This window comes from Corynebacterium sp. KPL4015 (assembly GCF_040225725.1).
In the GTDB taxonomy this organism is placed as follows: Bacteria; Actinomycetota; Actinomycetes; order Mycobacteriales; family Mycobacteriaceae; genus Corynebacterium; species Corynebacterium rhinophilum.
In genome coordinates this window covers 63560-79652 of record NZ_JBEHGF010000010.1, presented here as the reverse complement: position 1 = coordinate 79652, position 16093 = coordinate 63560, and the positions used below count along the sequence as shown (strand labels likewise).

The window sequence follows — 16093 nt, the reverse complement described above, 5'->3', positions numbered from 1 at the left end:
TTCGGCGGATTAAGCATCAATCAACGCCGACGCAAGCTGCTACTCTGAATAGTCCTAAAAAATGTCCGCATCCCCTTCTGCTACTTAACCCTACTTTTTGGTTGTTCATGTTTCAGCTTCTCTACACATTCAAAGGACAACTGCACAATGACCTAAAGCAGGCCGACTTGGCCTCAGTGGCTGCGCTTACCGCCATCCATTTGCATTTGATTGTCAATAAGCGTCGACGGGGGTAGGCTGAGTGCATGGCACACGAGCACCACGACCACGATCACTCCAGCACGCCGCTGCGCGCACTCTTGATTGCGCTAGGCATTACCGGCACCGTCTTCTTCGCGGAGCTGATCGGCGGCTGGTTGGCGGGTTCGATGGCGCTGATGGCGGATGCGATGCACATGCTTTCCGACGCTGCGGGGTTGATCATCGCGGTGTTAGCGGTGTTGGTTGGGCGCCGACAAGCATCGGCTCAGGCCACGTACGGCTACCGACGAGTGGAGGTGCTTGCTGCACTGGCGAACGCAGTGATGGTGCTGGCGATCTCGGTGTGGATTGTCGTCGAGGCGGTGCGCCGCCTGCAGAGCCCGGCCGAAGTGCAGGGAAAAACGATGCTGATCATCGCGGTGATCGGCCTGGTGGCGAATGCGCTATCGGCGTGGGTTCTGCACCGGCACCGCAAATCCTCGATCAACGTGGAGGGCGCGTTCTTGCACGTGTTAGTGGATATGCTCGGCTCTGTCGCAGTAATCGTGGCCGGCATCGTGGTACTGACCACGGGGTTTGTGGCGGCGGACGTGATCGCCTCCCTAGCGATCGCGGCGATGGTGCTGCCGCGCGCCTGGCAGCTCATGCGGCTTTCGACGAGCGTGCTGCTCGAGCAAGTCCCGGCGGACTTCGACGCCAGTGCGATCGAGCCCGCGCTGCGGCAGGTCGAGGGCGTTGCTGACATCCACGACCTGCACCTGTGGAGCCTGGACGGCGTGAACGTGCTCACGACCGTGCATATCGTGCGCGACGGCACCGTCGGCACCGGCCCGCTGTTGGATGCCGCCCAGCAGGCCCTGCGCGAACACGGTATCGAGCACTCCACCATCCAGATTGAGCACCCAGAGCACGAATCCCACGAGACGGTGTGCTGATTCCCTTCTAACCTGACTTAGGCCAATTTTGTGCGGAAGTTCGCGGCCGGTGATTACTTGGATGGTGGCAGTGAGGTCGGGCGGGAATGGTACGGCGGCGTGAATGGTTTCGCCGCCAACGACGAGTTGAAAGCTGCGGTATTTCTTGAGTGTTCTCACGAGGCGTTTGATGAAGTGACCACTGCGGGTCTCCATCAGGTGGGTCACGGCTAGTGCTGCCATCACAATATTGAGATGTGCTGTGATCGAGTTTTGTTTCCTCGCATAGATTGGGCGTGCTTTCAGGTCTGATTTCGACATCCGATACGACATTTTCAATGTGGAATAGCCTGCGGTAATGCCCGATAACCTCCTGGGCGGGAAGAGCGGTCAGGTCGGTTTCATAGCCTTTAATTCCGGCTAGGGCTCGGTGTTTGGCAGCGAGAGCGTAGTTGACCTTCTTGTTCGGGGTGGAAAGATCGAAATAGCGGTTGCGCTTAATGGCGATTTCGCCGTCAACAGCGCGTTTGGCTTTTGCGACTTGCTCTTTGATTCCGCGCAGGCCGCGTCTGGCCCGATCATAGGAGTACTGGAAGTGGGTCACCGTATTCGGGGTTGTGTGTTTGCGCGCATCGCTTGCCGAGGCTTGTGTCCAGATCTGGCCGTGGGCGTAGGCTTCACCAGGGATTTCCCGCCGCCAGGTTTCAATCACCTCAGGCACGGTGGGGTTTCACCGACAAAATGTAGTGCAGACCTGCATCTATCAATGCTTGCTTGTTCGGAGGGTGTCAAGTTGTTTGTGTGTGGGGCTAGGTTTATAGGTATTTGTCGAAGCTGTCGGGGTAGGCCACGGCCATTTGGTTAATGGCTTGTTTCCAGCCGGAAACTCGGGCTCCTTCCATGAGTCTGCCGGCTGTCGCTGAGACTCGTTTGCCTTGCTTTGCCCTCTTTGCGGCTCGTTTGTCTTCGATGTTGCAGATCATCAACCACAGCGTCTTTATCGCTGATTCATCGTTGGTGAACTGCACCCTGTTGCGGGTAGCTTTACGCAGCTGGTTGTTAAACGACTCAATGGAGTTCGTCGTATAGATTACCTTTCTGGCTGCTGGTGGGAACTGCAGAAACGGTACGAAACGCGCCCACGCATCACGCCAGACCTTGACTGAGCGGGGATATTTCTCACCCAGCTCGGAGGCTGCATATTCGTCTAAAGCAACCTGTGCTGTGGGCTCGTCCGTGGCAGTGTAAATCTTTTTCAACGCGGCTGATACGCCCCGGCGATCCCCGTAGGCTACCCACCGGTTAGCGGCGCGAATCAGGTGCACGATACAGGTTTGCACCATAGAGTTCGGCCAGGTTGCCTCAACTGCCTCTGGCAGGCCTTTCAGCCCGTCACAGCAGACGATAAAGACGTCCTTGACCCCACGGTTAGAAAAGTTGGCGCATACCTGCGCCCAGAATGAAGCGCCTTCTTCCTTGGCAATCCACAATCCTAAAATGTGCTTAATACCGTCGAGATCCACGCCGATTGCCATGTACGCAGATTTGTTGACTACTCGGCCGTCGTCGCGGACTTTAATGCGCAGCGCATCGAGGAATATCACGGGGTAGAACTCGTCTCACTGGCGGTTGTGCCAGACCAGTACCTCATCTAAGACTGCGTTGTAACCACCGAAATCGTCTCACGGGAGATATCTACCCGCATCGCAGTTGCCATGTGGTGCTGGATATCCCTAATGGTCATCCCACCGGCGTACAAGCTGACAATCATCTCACTCGACATCAGTCAAGCGTCTCGAGCCTTTAGGGACCATAGTTGGGATAAACGTCCCAGTCCTGTCTCTGGGGATATCCACGGTGACCGGGCCGTAGTTAGAATCCACAGTCTTTGGATACGTTCCGTTGCGGTGATTGTCTGTCCCAGCTGCAGCTTTGCCTCTCCTATCACCAGACTCGTAGCCAAGGTGGGCATCCATTTCCGCATTCAAACCTCTGGTAATCGAGGCTTGCAACATGCCCCGAACCAGATCATTGGCATCCGTTGTCGACGTGCCTAGGTCATCAATCAACTTCGCGATTTCAGGGTTAGCAAGCAGCTTCTTTTCAACCGCATCAATCTTGGCCTTATCAGCCGGATCTCGTCTCGCCACAGTAGTCATTCTGGTCCATCTCCTCATGCAGGTTAGGTACCCACACACAAACCATCAGACACTCTCTGGTGTGCTTACCGGGTGAGTAAAAACAGACCACGATGCCCGGTATGTGCTGGGCAAATGAAGAAAAACGGAACCACATCCAAAGGCACAACCAGGTGGCGGTGCAAAGACCCGAACTGCGGCAGCTCCACGACACGAACCCGCACCGATCTCACTCAGGCCTGCGACTTTAAAGCCTTCATCTCCTATGTCACCTCCACAGTGACGTTGTCTGAACTCGCCGGGCAACAAAGGGTGAGTCGTTGGACACTTGATCGCCGATTGAACCGTTTTGGCTCATCGACGTCCCCAACGACGGTGCCCCGCAGCGCGTCTACGAGCAGATCTTCATCGACGCCACCACGTCATTGCTTGGCACTGGACCAAACACGAAACTGTCCACGCATACACGCAGCTTCTTCGCAAAATCGCCGAGCCGCTCTGCGTCGTCATCGACGTCGGACAAGGCGCACTCACCGCGATTAAAGCCTGCTGGCCAAACGCGATGATTCAGCGTTGTCTCGTCCATGCGCAACGCGTCATCCGCCGCTACACCACCTCACGGCCGCGCACCGACGCCGGCAAAGAGCGTGTCAAGTTGTTTGTGTGTGGGGGTCGGGTCACAATATCAATCTTGGTAGCACGCTGCACCTGTCGATGTCGGAAGCCTCGAGTGTATCGGGGAGGCTTTGAGGGCTTGGGTTTCGGCTCTCCATACCAAATCAGGAAAATTTAGAAACTTCGGTACATAAAATATTTTAAATTTTCGGTTTTCCTATCCCAGGGTTAAAAGTAAGCCCCTAAGCCCTACATCAATCAGTATGTCTACCACGCGCAGTATTTCGTCCACTGCCCGTAGACGGGGTTACTGTATCGTACCTATAACCCAGGTTCTGGTAAATCTGAGCTCCTGCGCACCCTGGTGACCGCCTTTGCCGCCACGCATAGCCCGGATGAACTCAATCTGGTGTTGGTAGATTTCAAGGGTGGTGCGACCTTCTTAGGCTGTGACCGCCTGCCGCATACCTCCGCGGTCATTACCAACCTTGAAGAGGAATCCACCCTGGTAGAGCGCATGTATGACGCCATTTCCGGGGAGATGAACCGCCGTCAAGAGCTCCTGCGCACCGCCGGCAACTTTGCCAATGTGGGCGAGTACAATGCCTCTGCGGATGCCGTGCGGGACTACGGCCCCTTGCCGGCGCTGGTCATCGTCGTGGACGAATTTTCCGAGCTCCTGGGTCAGCACCCCGACTTTGCCGAGCTTTTCGTTGCCGTCGGGCGCTTGGGGCGCAGCCTCCACGTACACCTCCTTTTGGCCTCCCAAAGGCTCGAAGAAGGGCGATTGCGGGGGCTAGATTCCCACTTGTCTTACAGAATCGGCCTCAAAACCTTTTCCTCCGCCGAATCCCGCCAGGTCCTTGGCGTGACTGATGCTTATCACCTTCCCGGCCAACCCGGCGCCGGTTACCTGAAATCCGATGCCGAGGACCTCACCCGGTTTCAGGCCTCCTACGTATCAGGGCCGCTCGCGCGCCGGTCTGCATCTGGCGCGGGGATGCACGCGGTCACGGACCGGGACGGTAATCCTTCCGGCCCGCCGCGCCGGGTGGAGCTTTTTACGGGATGGGCGCAGGACGATGCCGCTGCGCAGAATTCTCCTGCGGTGGTAATGGATGAATCCACATCGGTTCTTACTGAGGTGGTTCGCGCCGCCGGCGAAGAGGCCGCCGCTCGTGGCCAAGAGGCCCACCGCATCTGGCTGCCTCCGCTGCCGCCGGTCATTGAACTATCGTCCCTCGATATGGATGGCGCGGAGTCCACCGCAGCGGAACTGTCCGCGCCGATCGGGATCATCGATAGGCCTTACTACCAGCGGCAGGACCAATTAGTCATCGATTTTCACCAACACGGCGGCCACCTTGCCCTGTGCGGGGGACCGCAATCTGGCAAGTCGGGCGCGCTGCGTACGATAGTCTCCTCCTTGGCGCTTAACCGGCGACCGGAAGATATCCGCTTTTATGTCGTCGACTTGGGCGGCGGGCAGCTGGCCGCCTTAGACCGGCTACCGCACGTTGCCGGGGTAGCTGGGCGCGAGGAAGGTGAGAAGATCCGCCGCATCGTAGATGAAGTCGCCGGGTTTATTCGCCGTCCGGAATCGCGCGAGACCTTCTTGATCATCGACGGCTGGCACCACATTGGCCCGTCCAACGCGGAGTTTGAGGATATTGCTGAATCCATCACGGATATCGTTGCGGACGGCGCCTCCGCTAATGTCCACGTCGTCATCGCGACCTCCCGGTGGACCACGATGCGCCCGGCGATTAGGGATCTCATCGCCCACCGCCTTGAGTTGCGCTTGGGTGAGGCGCTCGATTCGCTTATTGACCGCAAGCTGCAGCAAAAACTGCCCGGAGCGCCGGGTAGGGGGCTGACACAGGCCGGCGAAAATATGCTGCTCGCGCATACCTCGAATCAAGATATCGCCCATACCTGCCGCGTGCATGCGAACGCCGTTCCCGCCCCGCGGTTGAAGATGCTGCCCGCAGTGCTGACCCCAGAGGCGCTCGCCGCCCATGGCGAAGCCCCCACTGGTGGCATCCCGTGGGGCATCGGCGGGCGCGACCTTTCCACCTTGGCGTGGAATCCGGAGCGCGAACCGCACCTAGTTGCCATCGGCGCACAAGGCTGCGGCAAGTCCAGCTTCTTGGCACAGATAATGCGCGGGATTAGTAGCCTTCCGCGGAAGGAGGCGCGATTGGTGGTCATCGATCAGCGCCGTGCTCACCTGGGCACGCTGGATCAAGACATGGTGGCGGCCTATGCCGCGACGCAATCCAGTGCGCAGGAGGCAATCGTCAATACCGTGCGCACGCTGGAACAACGCTTGCCGGGAGCAGATATCACCCCGGAGCAACTCGCCGCCCGCGATTGGTGGGAGGGTCCGGATATTTTCGTGGTGATCGATGATGCAGATTTGGTTAGCGATATCGCCTTGGCACCCTTAATCGATCTTCTGCCGCACGCGCGGGACATCGGCTTACACATGGTCATCGCCCGAAAATCCGGCGGCATCGGACGGGCGCTGTTCGGCCAGTTCTTTTCCGCGGTGCGCGACCTGCAACCTGCATTCCTGCTTTTCGATGCCGACCGCGACGAAGGCACCATCTTTGGGCTCAAGCCCAGCCACCAGCCGCCTGGGCGCGGGCAGTGGAGCATCCGCGGCGAAAACCTGGGAATCGCCCAGGTGGTTTACGGGGAAGGAGAAGAATAAATGTCTACAGAAACGCCTATCTCCTCACCAGCGGCAACGATTACGGTGACCGTTATGGATGCGGCCACCATCTTTGAAGGCCCAGAAACCGTGTACCGTTACGATCTCGCCGGGACCGGCATCGTAGAAGGCAAGGCACTCGGCCACGTCATGGACCAGATTGCGAAGATCGCTGGATCAGCCTGGCCGGACGTGGACGTATCCGTCATCGCGGACCCCTCTGGCACCGCCGTCTCCCGCGAGGCCGTCACCATCCTGATCCGCCAACTCGATGTTGCCGGCGCCCGCGTGCATCAGCAAGATGCAACACCCGCACCGGAATCAACTCCAGCACGAGAGGCTGAATCGGCTGCGGGCGAGGCAGGGACACCGTCGGCAGTAGCGGCGGCATCGGCATTTGCGGATGCCCCAGAATCCGCGCCCACCGCCCAGATGGATATTTCCACGGACCGCACGGAAACAACGGCTGACCCGGGAACTGGTGCGCGAGCAGAAAAGGGGCAGGGGACAGGCACGCGGTGGGGCGATAAGCTGCGCGGCTGGATAGGTGCCATCGATATGTTCCACGTCGCCATCGTCGTGGTGATCTTTGCCGTCATCGGTGCCTCGTGGTGGGCCATGGGAGCGAATGCATCCGATGATGAGGACGATAGTGATGCCGGTGTCACCGCCGGAAGCACCACCGCTGCAAGCGCCGCCGATTCCGTGCCGACAGCAGAATCCGGTGGCGGTGGCAGCGATGGCGAGCTCAACCCAGGCGAAAAACGCCTTGATATCGAAGGGCTGTCCGTCGTCCTTCCCACCGGATTTCAGGCCACCGTGGAGGAAGGCCTAGTGACCGCCACAGGAGAAGACCCTGATTTACGGATCCTCTTAGCGGCGGACTCGCTTTTTAACGTTCCGGCCAAGGCGCTCTTTGATGAAATCAAAGCGCAGGTGGACAAGGATCCGGAACTGCGCGATGTATCTGAGGACGCGGGGCGTTTGCACTATATAGAAGACCCCGGCGATGGCTCCGTAGTGGAATGGACCATCTGGGAAGATACCGGGCACCACATGTCGGTGGGGTGTCATACCCGCCATAGTGCCAATGCCGTGCAAAAAGCCGCCTGCCGGATGGCTACTGAATCCCTGAGTAAGAAATAAGCAGAAGAGTTTTTAACACCTCGGGAACCAAATGGGTCTGAGCTCAGTCCAATAACGGTGAGAAAGCACAGAAGCTTTTTCGGGGGAAAATCACACTCAACATCTCTTCCCGCCCTAAGGAGGGGCGCACTGTTATGTCTCAGACTTTTAAGACACAAGCCGATGTCATGGTCTCCACCGCCGGCCGCGTCGATAACACCAATGACGAGGTCCAAGGCGAGCTCACCCGCCTGCAGGGTGTAGTTGATTCTGTCCGCGGCAGCTGGGCCGGCCAGGCGCAGGTTTCATTCGATAACTTGATGCAGCGCTACAACACCTCCGCGCAGCAACTGCGCGAGGCATTGACCTCGATTTCTGAAAACATCCGCAGCAATGCCCACAACTTTGACAACGTCGAAGCCGAAAACACCCAGGCCTTCTCCAACGTTGGCGGCGGCCTCGCCCTGTAACCCAGCCACCTCCACCAGCAACTTCGAAAGGAAGCATTTTTCACATGTCCGAAATCAAGTACCAATTCGGCGCCATCTCTTCTGCCGCAGCCGATATCAACGCCACCTCCGGCCGCATCAATAGCACCTTGGCCGACCTCAAATCCCGCCTCCAGCCCATGGTGAGCACCTGGGAAGGTGAGTCCGCAGTGGCTTATAACCAGGCACAAGCCAAGTGGGATAAGGCGGCACAGGAACTCAATACCGTGCTGGCAACCATCTCCAAGACCGTGTCCCAGGGCAATGACGCCATGAGCGATGTCAACCGCCGCGCCGCCGCTAGCTGGGGCTAACGCACCCTTGGCAGCATCTATCTAGCCTTGTTCTTTAAAGCGCAGTAGGGGAGTCGGGCGGTGCCCATGCCCGTATCCATCCGGCAGGAGGCGAACGCAGCCGCCGCCCCCTTACCGCGCTACTTGCACAAACCGCCACATAGAACCTCTTTTACCGGTACCTTTTCTTCCTGGAAAGGTGCCGGTTTCGGCGTTTTGGTCTTTTACCCCGGTAGCGGCTAAAGTTGTAGCCCTATGTGTTCGCTCGTCGGCAAGCAGCTGGCGAAGCGCTTCCCGCAGGTCTCCACCGGCCGCTGTGGGGAAGCGAATGGATGCTTAGCGCTGGCCGGCAGTTCCGAGACAGACTTTCAAGGAGTCATTTTGTCTACTTTCCACCCAAAGAGCGGTGACATCACCCGCAAGTGGTACGTCATCGATGCTACTGACGTGGTGCTGGGCAAGCTTGCTTCCACCGTGGCAGACCTGCTGCGCGGCAAGCACAAGCCACAGTTCGCACCCAACGTTGACACCGGTGACCACGTCATCATCATCAACGCTGACAAGATTCACGTTTCTTCCAACAAGCGCGACCGCGAATTGCGCTACCGCCACTCCGGTTACCCGGGCGGTCTGAAGTCCATGACCCTGGGTCAGTCTTTGGACGCCAACCCGGTTCGCGTTATCGAAGAATCTGTTGCCGGCATGATGCCGCACAACAAGCTCTCCCGCGCTTCCATCAAGAAGCTGCACGTCTTTGTAGGCGATGAGCACCCGTACGCCGGTCAGAAGCCGGAAACCTTCGAGTTTAAGCAGGTGGCACAGTAATGGCTGAGCAGAACATCGACAACAATGTAGCCGAGGCTGCTGACATCGCTGCAGCAAGCGCCGCTACCGAAGAGTTCACCAACACCATCGGTGATTCGTTGGCTAGCGCCAACCCTGAGACCGAGGCAGAGGTTGAGGCCGCTGCTCCGGTTCACGAGGGCCCAATTCAGACCGTCGGTCGCCGTAAGCGCGCCGTCGCTCGCGTTCGCCTCGTTGCTGGCTCCGGCCAGATTGTGGTCAACGGCCGCGAGTTCGCTGAGTACTTCCCGAACAAGCTGCACCAGCAGGACATCCTCACCCCGCTGACCCTGCTGGACCGCGAGAACCAGTTTGACCTCAAGGTCACCGTTAACGGTGGTGGCCCGACCGGTCAGTCCGGCGCCCTGCGCCTGGCTATCGCTCGTGCACTGAACATCTACAACCCGGCTGATCGCTCCGCCCTGAAGAAGGCTGGTTTGCTCACCCGTGACGCTCGTGCAGTTGAGCGTAAGAAGGCTGGTCTGCACAAGGCACGTCGCGCACCGCAGTACTCCAAGCGCTAATCTCGCTCCTACTGCGCGCGCAAGCGCCATACACTGCCGCTGCTTCCCATTCTGGGAGGCGGCGGCTTTGTCGTTTTATCGCATCTTGCCGATGCCTATTCGATTGCGCCCGCTAATCCCTCCTAGTCGGCCTTCGGTAAGCCTCTTAACGCTTAACCGTGCTTCTGGGCTGAGCGGCCTCGCTGAGGCCGTTGTGAGCCCGTAGACACTGCTATGTGCCGGACTGCGGAGTAGAGAAAAGCCCGCCTCCCATCGCGGAAGCCTGATTGCGCAGTGCGATGGGGGCGGGCTAGGGGCTAGGGAAGGGCCCGATTAAGCAGAGAGATTACTCATTGTCATCTGCGGTCTTGTCCTTGGTTTTCTTCTGTGCAAAGTCCTTGAGCTCGGTGCGGCGCTCTTCGCGGAGGGCGGCTTGCTCTGCAAGGTATTCATCCGATGCGTTGATGGTGTACCACTCGTGGAGGTATGGGTCGTCGTTTTCAATTTCAGCCCCGGCACCGTGGTTTTCAGGAACGGCAGAAGAGCTGAAGACGAAGTCGCCATTGTGCTCTTGGAGGCCCAAGTGGGTGCCGCGCTCAATGGCGGCATGGGCATATTTCCTGCGCAGGATTGCAGGGTCGCGCGCCAAGTCCTTGCCCCAGGCCACCATGATGCCGATGAGGATGAAGGTAAACGGTAGCGAGCTGGAGACCATGATGGACTGCAGGCCGCTGAGCGCATCCTTGCCGGCGATAAGGAGCAGGGACAAGGAAATGCCGCCTAGGGCAACACCCCAAATTGCAGAAATCAATGTCGAGGGAGTCGGTCGACCAGATTGGGACATAGAGCCCATGACGTTGGTAGCGGAGTCAGCGGCCGTATTGAAGAAGACCACCACAGCAAGGAGGACAATGACCGTGGTGATGCTAGATAGCGGCAGCGATCTCATGAGATCGAACATCACATTTTCGCCGGAACCTTCAATCTCAATCCCGTCTCCATCCAGGTGAGTCTTGATTGCGGTGGCACCAAAGATGACGTACCAGAAAAGGGAAAGGGTGGTGGGTACGAGCATGATGACGAAGACGAATTCGCGAATGGTGCGCCCGCGGGAAATCTTCGCGATGAACATACCGACGAAGGGCGACCAAGAAATCCACCATGCCCAGTACAGCATGGTCCATGCGGTGACGAATTCTTTCTCCGGTTCACCCTGGGAGGCGGACAAAGACATCATGTCTTCGAAGTGCTTGAAGAACTGCAGCAGGGAGGCGGGAATTAGATCCAGAATGTAGAGCGTTGGCCCGGTGATGAGCACGAAGACCGCGAGTCCGATGACCAGGCCCATGTTGATATTGGACAGGATGCGGATGCCGCGCTTGATGCCGGACATTGCGGAAAGAATGAAAAGGATGGTGAGGATCGTAATGATCACCACCATGATTCCATTGCCTTCGAGGGGCTTGCCGGTAAGAATCGAGGTTCCCGTGCGGATCTGCAGGGCGCCGATACCCAGCGAGGTCGCCGTGCCGAAGAGGGTAACCAACACTGCGAAGATATCGACGATCTTTCCAAATACTCGATTATTCGAATCCGTAATGAGGGGTTCAAATAGCGAGGAAATAAGCGGGATGCGGCCGCGTCGATAAGCGGCATAGGCAAGCGCACCGCCGACCAGTGCAAAGATCATCCATGGCAACGTCGCGTGGTGCAGAACCGCCTGGGCAAAGGCCGGAAGGATGGCCTCCTGGCTGCCGGATTCGACGCCGGAAAGGTATGGCGGGGGAGTCAAGAATAGGGCAAGGGGCTCCATCGGGCCGTAGAAGACCAGGCCGATTCCCATACCGGCGGCAAAGAGCATGGCGATCCATGCGTTGCGGGAGAAGTCGGGTTTGGAATCATCGGCGCCGAGTTTAATTTTTCCGGTTGGGGCGATGGCGATCGTCAGCAGGAATGCCGTGGTGGCAATCATGATGATCGTAAATAGCCATCCAAAGTTTTGGACGACCCATGCCCGCATGGTGCTTCCTGTGCTGGCCAGATTATCTGGGGCGATGATGGCCCACAGGATGATGGCGAAGGTTGATGCCAAGGCCACCGCAAAGACGGTTTTATTGGTCTTGAAATCTGCGCGGGTGTTTTCGACACTTACTCCGGGAATGAGGGCTGGATGAATAGCGCGTTCCCCAGAAGCGGCTTTCGCAATGGCTGAGCGAGCCTTCTGCGAGGTAGTTTCAGGTGACTTGTCACCTGAAGACCTAGGTTCGTTCATCGTTGATCCTCTCTAGAGCAAAAGAGTGAAGTATAACCTAGCTAATAATTTCATATAAATGCCAAAAAGTACGACTTTAAGCAAATTTTGCTTTTCATCACAAGGACATTTTTCGTGATGTTGGTTACCTAATTAGCCCGTTTGCCGATGCCCCAAACATGCAACGGGTGGGACTTACAGGGCATAATTGTTTTCATGACTCGACTATTTGGAACCGATGGAGTTCGCGGCCTCGCGAATAAAAAACTGACTCCCATTTTGGCCTTGACGCTGGGACAAGCGGCTGCGGAGGTCTTTACTGCGCAGCGCGAATCTTATGAGCGCCGCCCCTTGGCAATCATCGGCCGTGACCCCCGTGTATCGGGCGAAATGCTCGATGCCGCTATCGCCGCTGGCTTGGCATCCCGCGGTGTGGACGTTGTGCGCGTGGGGGTGCTTCCTACCCCAGCCATCGCCTTTTTGACGGATGATTACGGAGCGGATCTCGGCGTGATGATCTCTGCCTCCCATAACCCGATGCCAGATAATGGCATTAAGTTCTTCTCCGCAGGCGGCAAAAAGCTGCCGGATAGCGTGGAAGATAAGATTCAGGCCGCGATGGATAACCTCGTTGAGGAGGGCCCGACGGGCACCAAGCTGGGCCGCATTATCTCGGAGGCGCCCGATGGCCGTGAGCGCTATCTAGCGCACCTGAAGGAAGTCGTATCCACTGACTTGAGCGGCATTAAGGTGGTCGTGGATACGGCCAATGGCGCGGCCTCAAAGGTTGCTCCGAGTGCCTATGAAGCAGCAGGCGCTGAGGTCATCCCGATCTACCACCGGCCCAATGCCTTTAATATCAACGAAAATTGTGGCTCTACCCATATTGAAAAAGCCCAGGCAGCGGTGCTCGAGCATGGTGCCGATTTGGGTCTTGCCCACGATGGCGATGCGGACCGCTGCCTCGCCGTCGATGCCGAAGGCAACGTGGTCGATGGCGATCAGATCATGGCGCTGCTCGCGGTAGGCATGAAGGAAGACAATGACCTGCGCTTTAACACGCTCGTGGCCACGGTCATGTCCAATTTGGGCCTGACGCTTGCCATGGAGGAGCAAGGCATTGAGGTCCGCCACGCGGCGGTGGGCGATCGCTATGTTCTCGAAGAGCTCCACCGCGGCGATTTCTCCCTGGGTGGCGAGCAATCCGGGCACGTCGTGCTTCCCGATGACTCCACTACCGGCGATGGCACCCTCACCGGCCTTTCCATCATGGCGCGTATGGCCAAGTCCGGAAAGAGCCTGAAGGAATTGGCCTCCGTGATGACCGTATTGCCGCAGGTGCTCATCAACGTTCCGGTATCCAATAAGGCGGCGATCATGGATTCTGCCGAGGTCAAGCAGGCCATCGTCGAGGCAGAAGAAGAGCTCGGGGAAACCGGCCGCGTCCTGCTCCGACCCTCTGGCACCGAAGAGTTGTTCCGCGTCATGGTGGAAGCTGCAGAAGAGGAACACGCCCGCAAGGTGGCAGGCAGGCTTTCTGCCGTCGTCGCCTCGGTCTAGGTAGATAAGAAAATAAGAAGTATCGGGGAACCATTTGGTATAAACCCCAGTCCAATGAAGGTGAGCACACTTACCGCATATGGATTTGGGGATTTATACCGATGTCTGAGGTTTTTCTTCGCCCCGCAGAGGCGATGTCCGCACTACAACAAGCTATAAGCGACAATGATGAACAGCGCCAAGCCCACCGCGCCGATGTTCCAGATTTTCCCGTTGCCGCGGCTGGGCGGAGTTTTTCCGGCCACGGGGAGCGCATACGCAGCATCCTCGCGCGCATTCATGACAATGGAACGTGGCGCTTAGATAATATCTCTGCCACAGGCCAGGCAGCGCACGATCAGATGCGCGCATTCGCCACGTACGATGCCGGCTTCAGCCGCTCCTTTGCAGGAGAAAGCGGAAAGGCAGTGGACTAATGAGTACGCTGACTAAGTCGCTTTTAGGGGATTATTCCGCCGCCATTTCTCAGTTCCAATTGGCCTGCCTGGGAAATTACTCCGGCCCCAGCATGCCCTTGGGGCTTCTGAGTGAGCTCATCAGCGCGGTAGATGGCATCGCCCCACAAAACATACTGCGCCATACCATTTCCGCGGTGGGCGGAAATCTCCCGCACGGTGGTGGAAAGGGGCTTGCGGATTTCCTGCGCACGGATGACTCCGATGTTGCTAACGGCACCTTGCGCGAGCACCTGACCGGCATTCAAAAAGACTTTGATATCCACCGCGATGAAGGCAAGCAGCTTACTGACTCTGCCAAGCAATGCTCGGGCGCTATTTCCGATGTCGTCGATACCTCCGATACCGCACTGACCGAGCTGATTTCCGCGGTCATCCCGCTGCTCAATATTTTGTCCATGGTGGCCACCAGGCACCCGCTGGCCAAGTTCATTATTCCCATCGTCTCCACCATTGGTGCGAAGATCATCGATGACACCAATGACTCCATCGCCAGCACGTGCCGGGACCGCGATGATGCCATTGAATCCTGTTACGACGAGTTTGAGTCGCGCTGCGAATGCGTCTGCGAGCGTCCGCTACCTGAGGAATGCCCCGAGCCTGCAGAGGCCGAGGTAGATTCCTGCCCATCACCGGTGGAAAAGTGCCCAGACACGCCAGACCCCACGCGGCCGATGCCCAATGGCGGGGGCGACACCGCCTCCAACCCGCCACAGCCAGCGCAACCAACGCAGCCCGCATCCACCGCTGAGTGCCTGCCCAAGCCAGAGCCGATGCCGGAACCAAAGCCAGAGCCGATGCCGGAACCAAAGCCAGAGCCGAAACCGGCACCACTACCAGATCCAAAGCCAGCACCGGCCCCACAGCCAGCACCTGAACCCACACCTGAGCAGCATCCTTCCGAGTGCCAGTGCCAACAGTGCCGCGGTTCGGTGAACAATGATCCTCAACCGACCGAATCCACGACCACGCCGGCGCATGCGGACCCAGATCCAGAGCCCGAACCAGAACCGAAACCACAAGATTGCCCACCGGAACAACAGGAACAACCCGCACCCCAGCCTGAACAGGACCCAGTCCCTGAGCCTGTGCCAGAGGATACTGAGTGCGAAGAGGAACTAACAGCACCGGCTGCAGTGGAAGAAGATGCACCTTGTGACATCGAGTCCTCCTGCAGCGGCAGTTTGGGAATCGTCGGCGCCGGAATTGCTTTGGTAGGTGTAGGACTCATCATTGAGGGCGCTGCAGAATGCCTAGAAAATATCGCGGATGCCGATTGCCCGGCCCCAGGACCGGAGCTTGCGCCTGAGCCAGAACCCGAGTCGGAACCTTGCCCTGAACCGGAACCAGCACCGGAACCCGAACCGTGCCCAGAACCTGAGCCTCAACCCGAACCCGAGGCTGAACCGTGCCCGGAAGACGGAACAATTGAGCCGCCTCCGGAGTTTTCCCAGGTAGAAGAGCCAGCCCCGCCTCCAGAAAAGGTGCAGCACCTGCAGGCAGCAGAAGCCGCTGGAGCTGGAGCACCTGCGCCAGAGCCGCAGCCTCAACCTGAGCCTGCACCCGCGCCTGCACCGGAACCTGAACAGCCACCAGCCCCGGCCCCGGCACCTGCTCCTGCTCCCGAGGCTGATTCCCAGCCTGCGCCAGTGCCAGACTCAGACGAACCATCCGTGACTGCACGAAAGGCAGGGCAGTGGTAATGAATAACGATTTTGCAGAATTCGCGCAGGGATTTCGCGAGCGCACCGCGCGACGCATGTTGGAATTTGAAAAAAGCCTGGCTAAGGCCCAAGACGAGCTAGAAAAGTCCACGGCCAAGGCCGTCCAACAGGCCAAAAATGAGCAGCATGGGGGAAGGGAAGGTGATGCGGTGGGGCATCGGCAAGCAGCTGCTGGAACGTGGCGCCAAAATGGTGCTGCCCCAACGCGTGGCAGTAACGCATCGGGGCAGGTGAAATCTGTGCTGCGACGTGGATAGGTCTAGTTCA

Annotated in this window: 12 protein-coding genes and 4 pseudogenes; 13 read left to right on the top strand and 3 right to left on the bottom strand. The window is 58.2% G+C overall.

What is annotated here, in order from left to right:
• Both ABRP64_RS05615 and ABRP64_RS05610 read left to right on the top strand, forming a co-directional pair.
• A partial coding sequence (locus ABRP64_RS05615) for a hypothetical protein (RefSeq protein WP_349865757.1) occupies nucleotides 1-236 on the top strand: 236 nt, incomplete at its 5' end.
• A 9-nt stretch (nucleotides 237-245) separates the two neighbouring features.
• Entirely contained in the window at nucleotides 246-1136 is an 891-nt protein-coding gene (locus ABRP64_RS05610; protein ID WP_005276393.1) for a cation diffusion facilitator family transporter, read from the top strand.
• 30 nt (nucleotides 1137-1166) lie between these two features.
• On the opposite strand, the pseudogene ABRP64_RS05605 reads toward ABRP64_RS05610, so the two are convergent.
• Nucleotides 1167-1894 (bottom strand): annotated as a pseudogene (locus ABRP64_RS05605) (IS1634 family transposase); the annotation flags it as partial.
• A 36-nt stretch (nucleotides 1895-1930) separates the two neighbouring features.
• Nucleotides 1931-3274 (bottom strand): annotated as a pseudogene (locus ABRP64_RS05600) (IS256 family transposase).
• A gap of 72 nt (nucleotides 3275-3346) precedes the next feature.
• Here ABRP64_RS05600 and ABRP64_RS05595 point away from each other — a divergent pair.
• The 7 genes and pseudogenes from ABRP64_RS05595 to rpsI form a co-directional block, all read left to right on the top strand.
• A pseudogene (locus ABRP64_RS05595) lies at nucleotides 3347-3896 on the top strand (transposase-like zinc-binding domain-containing protein); the annotation flags it as partial.
• Nucleotides 3897-4199: 303 nt separating this feature from the next.
• Nucleotides 4200-6584 (top strand): annotated as a pseudogene (gene eccCb / locus ABRP64_RS05590) (type VII secretion protein EccCb); the annotation flags it as partial.
• The gene (locus ABRP64_RS05585) at nucleotides 6585-7730 is read left to right on the top strand and encodes a type VII secretion-associated protein (protein WP_349865755.1); all 1146 of its coding nucleotides are present in this window, start codon (nucleotides 6585-6587) and stop codon (nucleotides 7728-7730) included.
• 134 nt (nucleotides 7731-7864) lie between these two features.
• A complete protein-coding gene (locus ABRP64_RS05580) occupies nucleotides 7865-8179 on the top strand; it encodes a WXG100 family type VII secretion target (RefSeq protein ID WP_005277114.1) in 315 nt (104 codons plus the stop codon).
• A gap of 44 nt (nucleotides 8180-8223) precedes the next feature.
• Nucleotides 8224-8511 carry a WXG100 family type VII secretion target gene (locus ABRP64_RS05575; RefSeq protein WP_005277116.1) on the top strand — a complete coding sequence of 96 codons (288 nt, stop codon included), beginning with the start codon at nucleotides 8224-8226 and terminating at the stop codon, nucleotides 8509-8511.
• Nucleotides 8512-8871: 360 nt separating this feature from the next.
• The gene (rplM, locus tag ABRP64_RS05570) at nucleotides 8872-9315 is read left to right on the top strand and encodes a 50S ribosomal protein L13 (protein WP_239269129.1); all 444 of its coding nucleotides are present in this window, start codon (nucleotides 8872-8874) and stop codon (nucleotides 9313-9315) included.
• Nucleotides 9315-9857 (top strand): 30S ribosomal protein S9, encoded by a 543-nt coding sequence (gene rpsI / locus ABRP64_RS05565; RefSeq protein ID WP_126318311.1) that lies wholly within the window; start codon nucleotides 9315-9317, stop codon nucleotides 9855-9857. The genes rplM and rpsI overlap by 1 nt, the downstream gene beginning before the upstream one ends.
• A 325-nt stretch (nucleotides 9858-10182) precedes the next feature.
• Here rpsI and ABRP64_RS05560 read toward each other — a convergent pair whose 3' ends face one another.
• Nucleotides 10183-12108, bottom strand: a complete 1926-nt coding sequence (locus ABRP64_RS05560; RefSeq protein ID WP_349865753.1) for a BCCT family transporter — start codon at nucleotides 12106-12108, stop codon at nucleotides 10183-10185.
• Nucleotides 12109-12303: 195 nt separating this feature from the next.
• On the opposite strand from ABRP64_RS05560, the gene glmM reads away from it, so the two are divergent.
• The 4 genes from glmM (at nucleotide 12304) to ABRP64_RS05540 (ending at nucleotide 16083) form a co-directional block, all read left to right on the top strand.
• Nucleotides 12304-13647 (top strand): phosphoglucosamine mutase, encoded by a 1344-nt coding sequence (glmM, locus tag ABRP64_RS05555; protein ID WP_005277129.1) that lies wholly within the window; start codon nucleotides 12304-12306, stop codon nucleotides 13645-13647.
• A gap of 101 nt (nucleotides 13648-13748) precedes the next feature.
• On the top strand, nucleotides 13749-14063 hold the full coding sequence (locus ABRP64_RS05550) for a hypothetical protein (RefSeq protein ID WP_349865751.1): 315 nt from the start codon (nucleotides 13749-13751) through the stop codon (nucleotides 14061-14063).
• Nucleotides 14063-15805, top strand: a complete 1743-nt coding sequence (locus ABRP64_RS05545; protein ID WP_349865749.1) for a hypothetical protein — start codon at nucleotides 14063-14065, stop codon at nucleotides 15803-15805. The genes ABRP64_RS05550 and ABRP64_RS05545 overlap by 1 nt, the downstream gene beginning before the upstream one ends.
• Nucleotides 15805-16083 carry a hypothetical protein gene (locus ABRP64_RS05540; protein WP_284770172.1) on the top strand — a complete coding sequence of 93 codons (279 nt, stop codon included), beginning with the start codon at nucleotides 15805-15807 and terminating at the stop codon, nucleotides 16081-16083. The genes ABRP64_RS05545 and ABRP64_RS05540 overlap by 1 nt, the downstream gene beginning before the upstream one ends.
• The last annotated feature ends 10 nt before the right edge of the window (nucleotides 16084-16093 follow it).

Coding starts and splice junctions, on each gene's coding strand:
- ABRP64_RS05610 (WP_005276393.1), top strand. CDS start 246: ATGGCACACGAGCACCACGACCACGATCACTCCAGCACGCCGCTGCGC.
- ABRP64_RS05585 (WP_349865755.1), top strand. CDS start 6,585: ATGTCTACAGAAACGCCTATCTCCTCACCAGCGGCAACGATTACGGTG.
- ABRP64_RS05580 (WP_005277114.1), top strand. CDS start 7,865: ATGTCTCAGACTTTTAAGACACAAGCCGATGTCATGGTCTCCACCGCC.
- ABRP64_RS05575 (WP_005277116.1), top strand. CDS start 8,224: ATGTCCGAAATCAAGTACCAATTCGGCGCCATCTCTTCTGCCGCAGCC.
- rpsI (WP_126318311.1), top strand. CDS start 9,315: ATGGCTGAGCAGAACATCGACAACAATGTAGCCGAGGCTGCTGACATC.
- ABRP64_RS05560 (WP_349865753.1), bottom strand. CDS start 12,108: ATGAACGAACCTAGGTCTTCAGGTGACAAGTCACCTGAAACTACCTCG.
- glmM (WP_005277129.1), top strand. CDS start 12,304: ATGACTCGACTATTTGGAACCGATGGAGTTCGCGGCCTCGCGAATAAA.
- ABRP64_RS05550 (WP_349865751.1), top strand. CDS start 13,749: ATGTCTGAGGTTTTTCTTCGCCCCGCAGAGGCGATGTCCGCACTACAA.
- ABRP64_RS05545 (WP_349865749.1), top strand. CDS start 14,063: ATGAGTACGCTGACTAAGTCGCTTTTAGGGGATTATTCCGCCGCCATT.
- ABRP64_RS05540 (WP_284770172.1), top strand. CDS start 15,805: ATGAATAACGATTTTGCAGAATTCGCGCAGGGATTTCGCGAGCGCACC.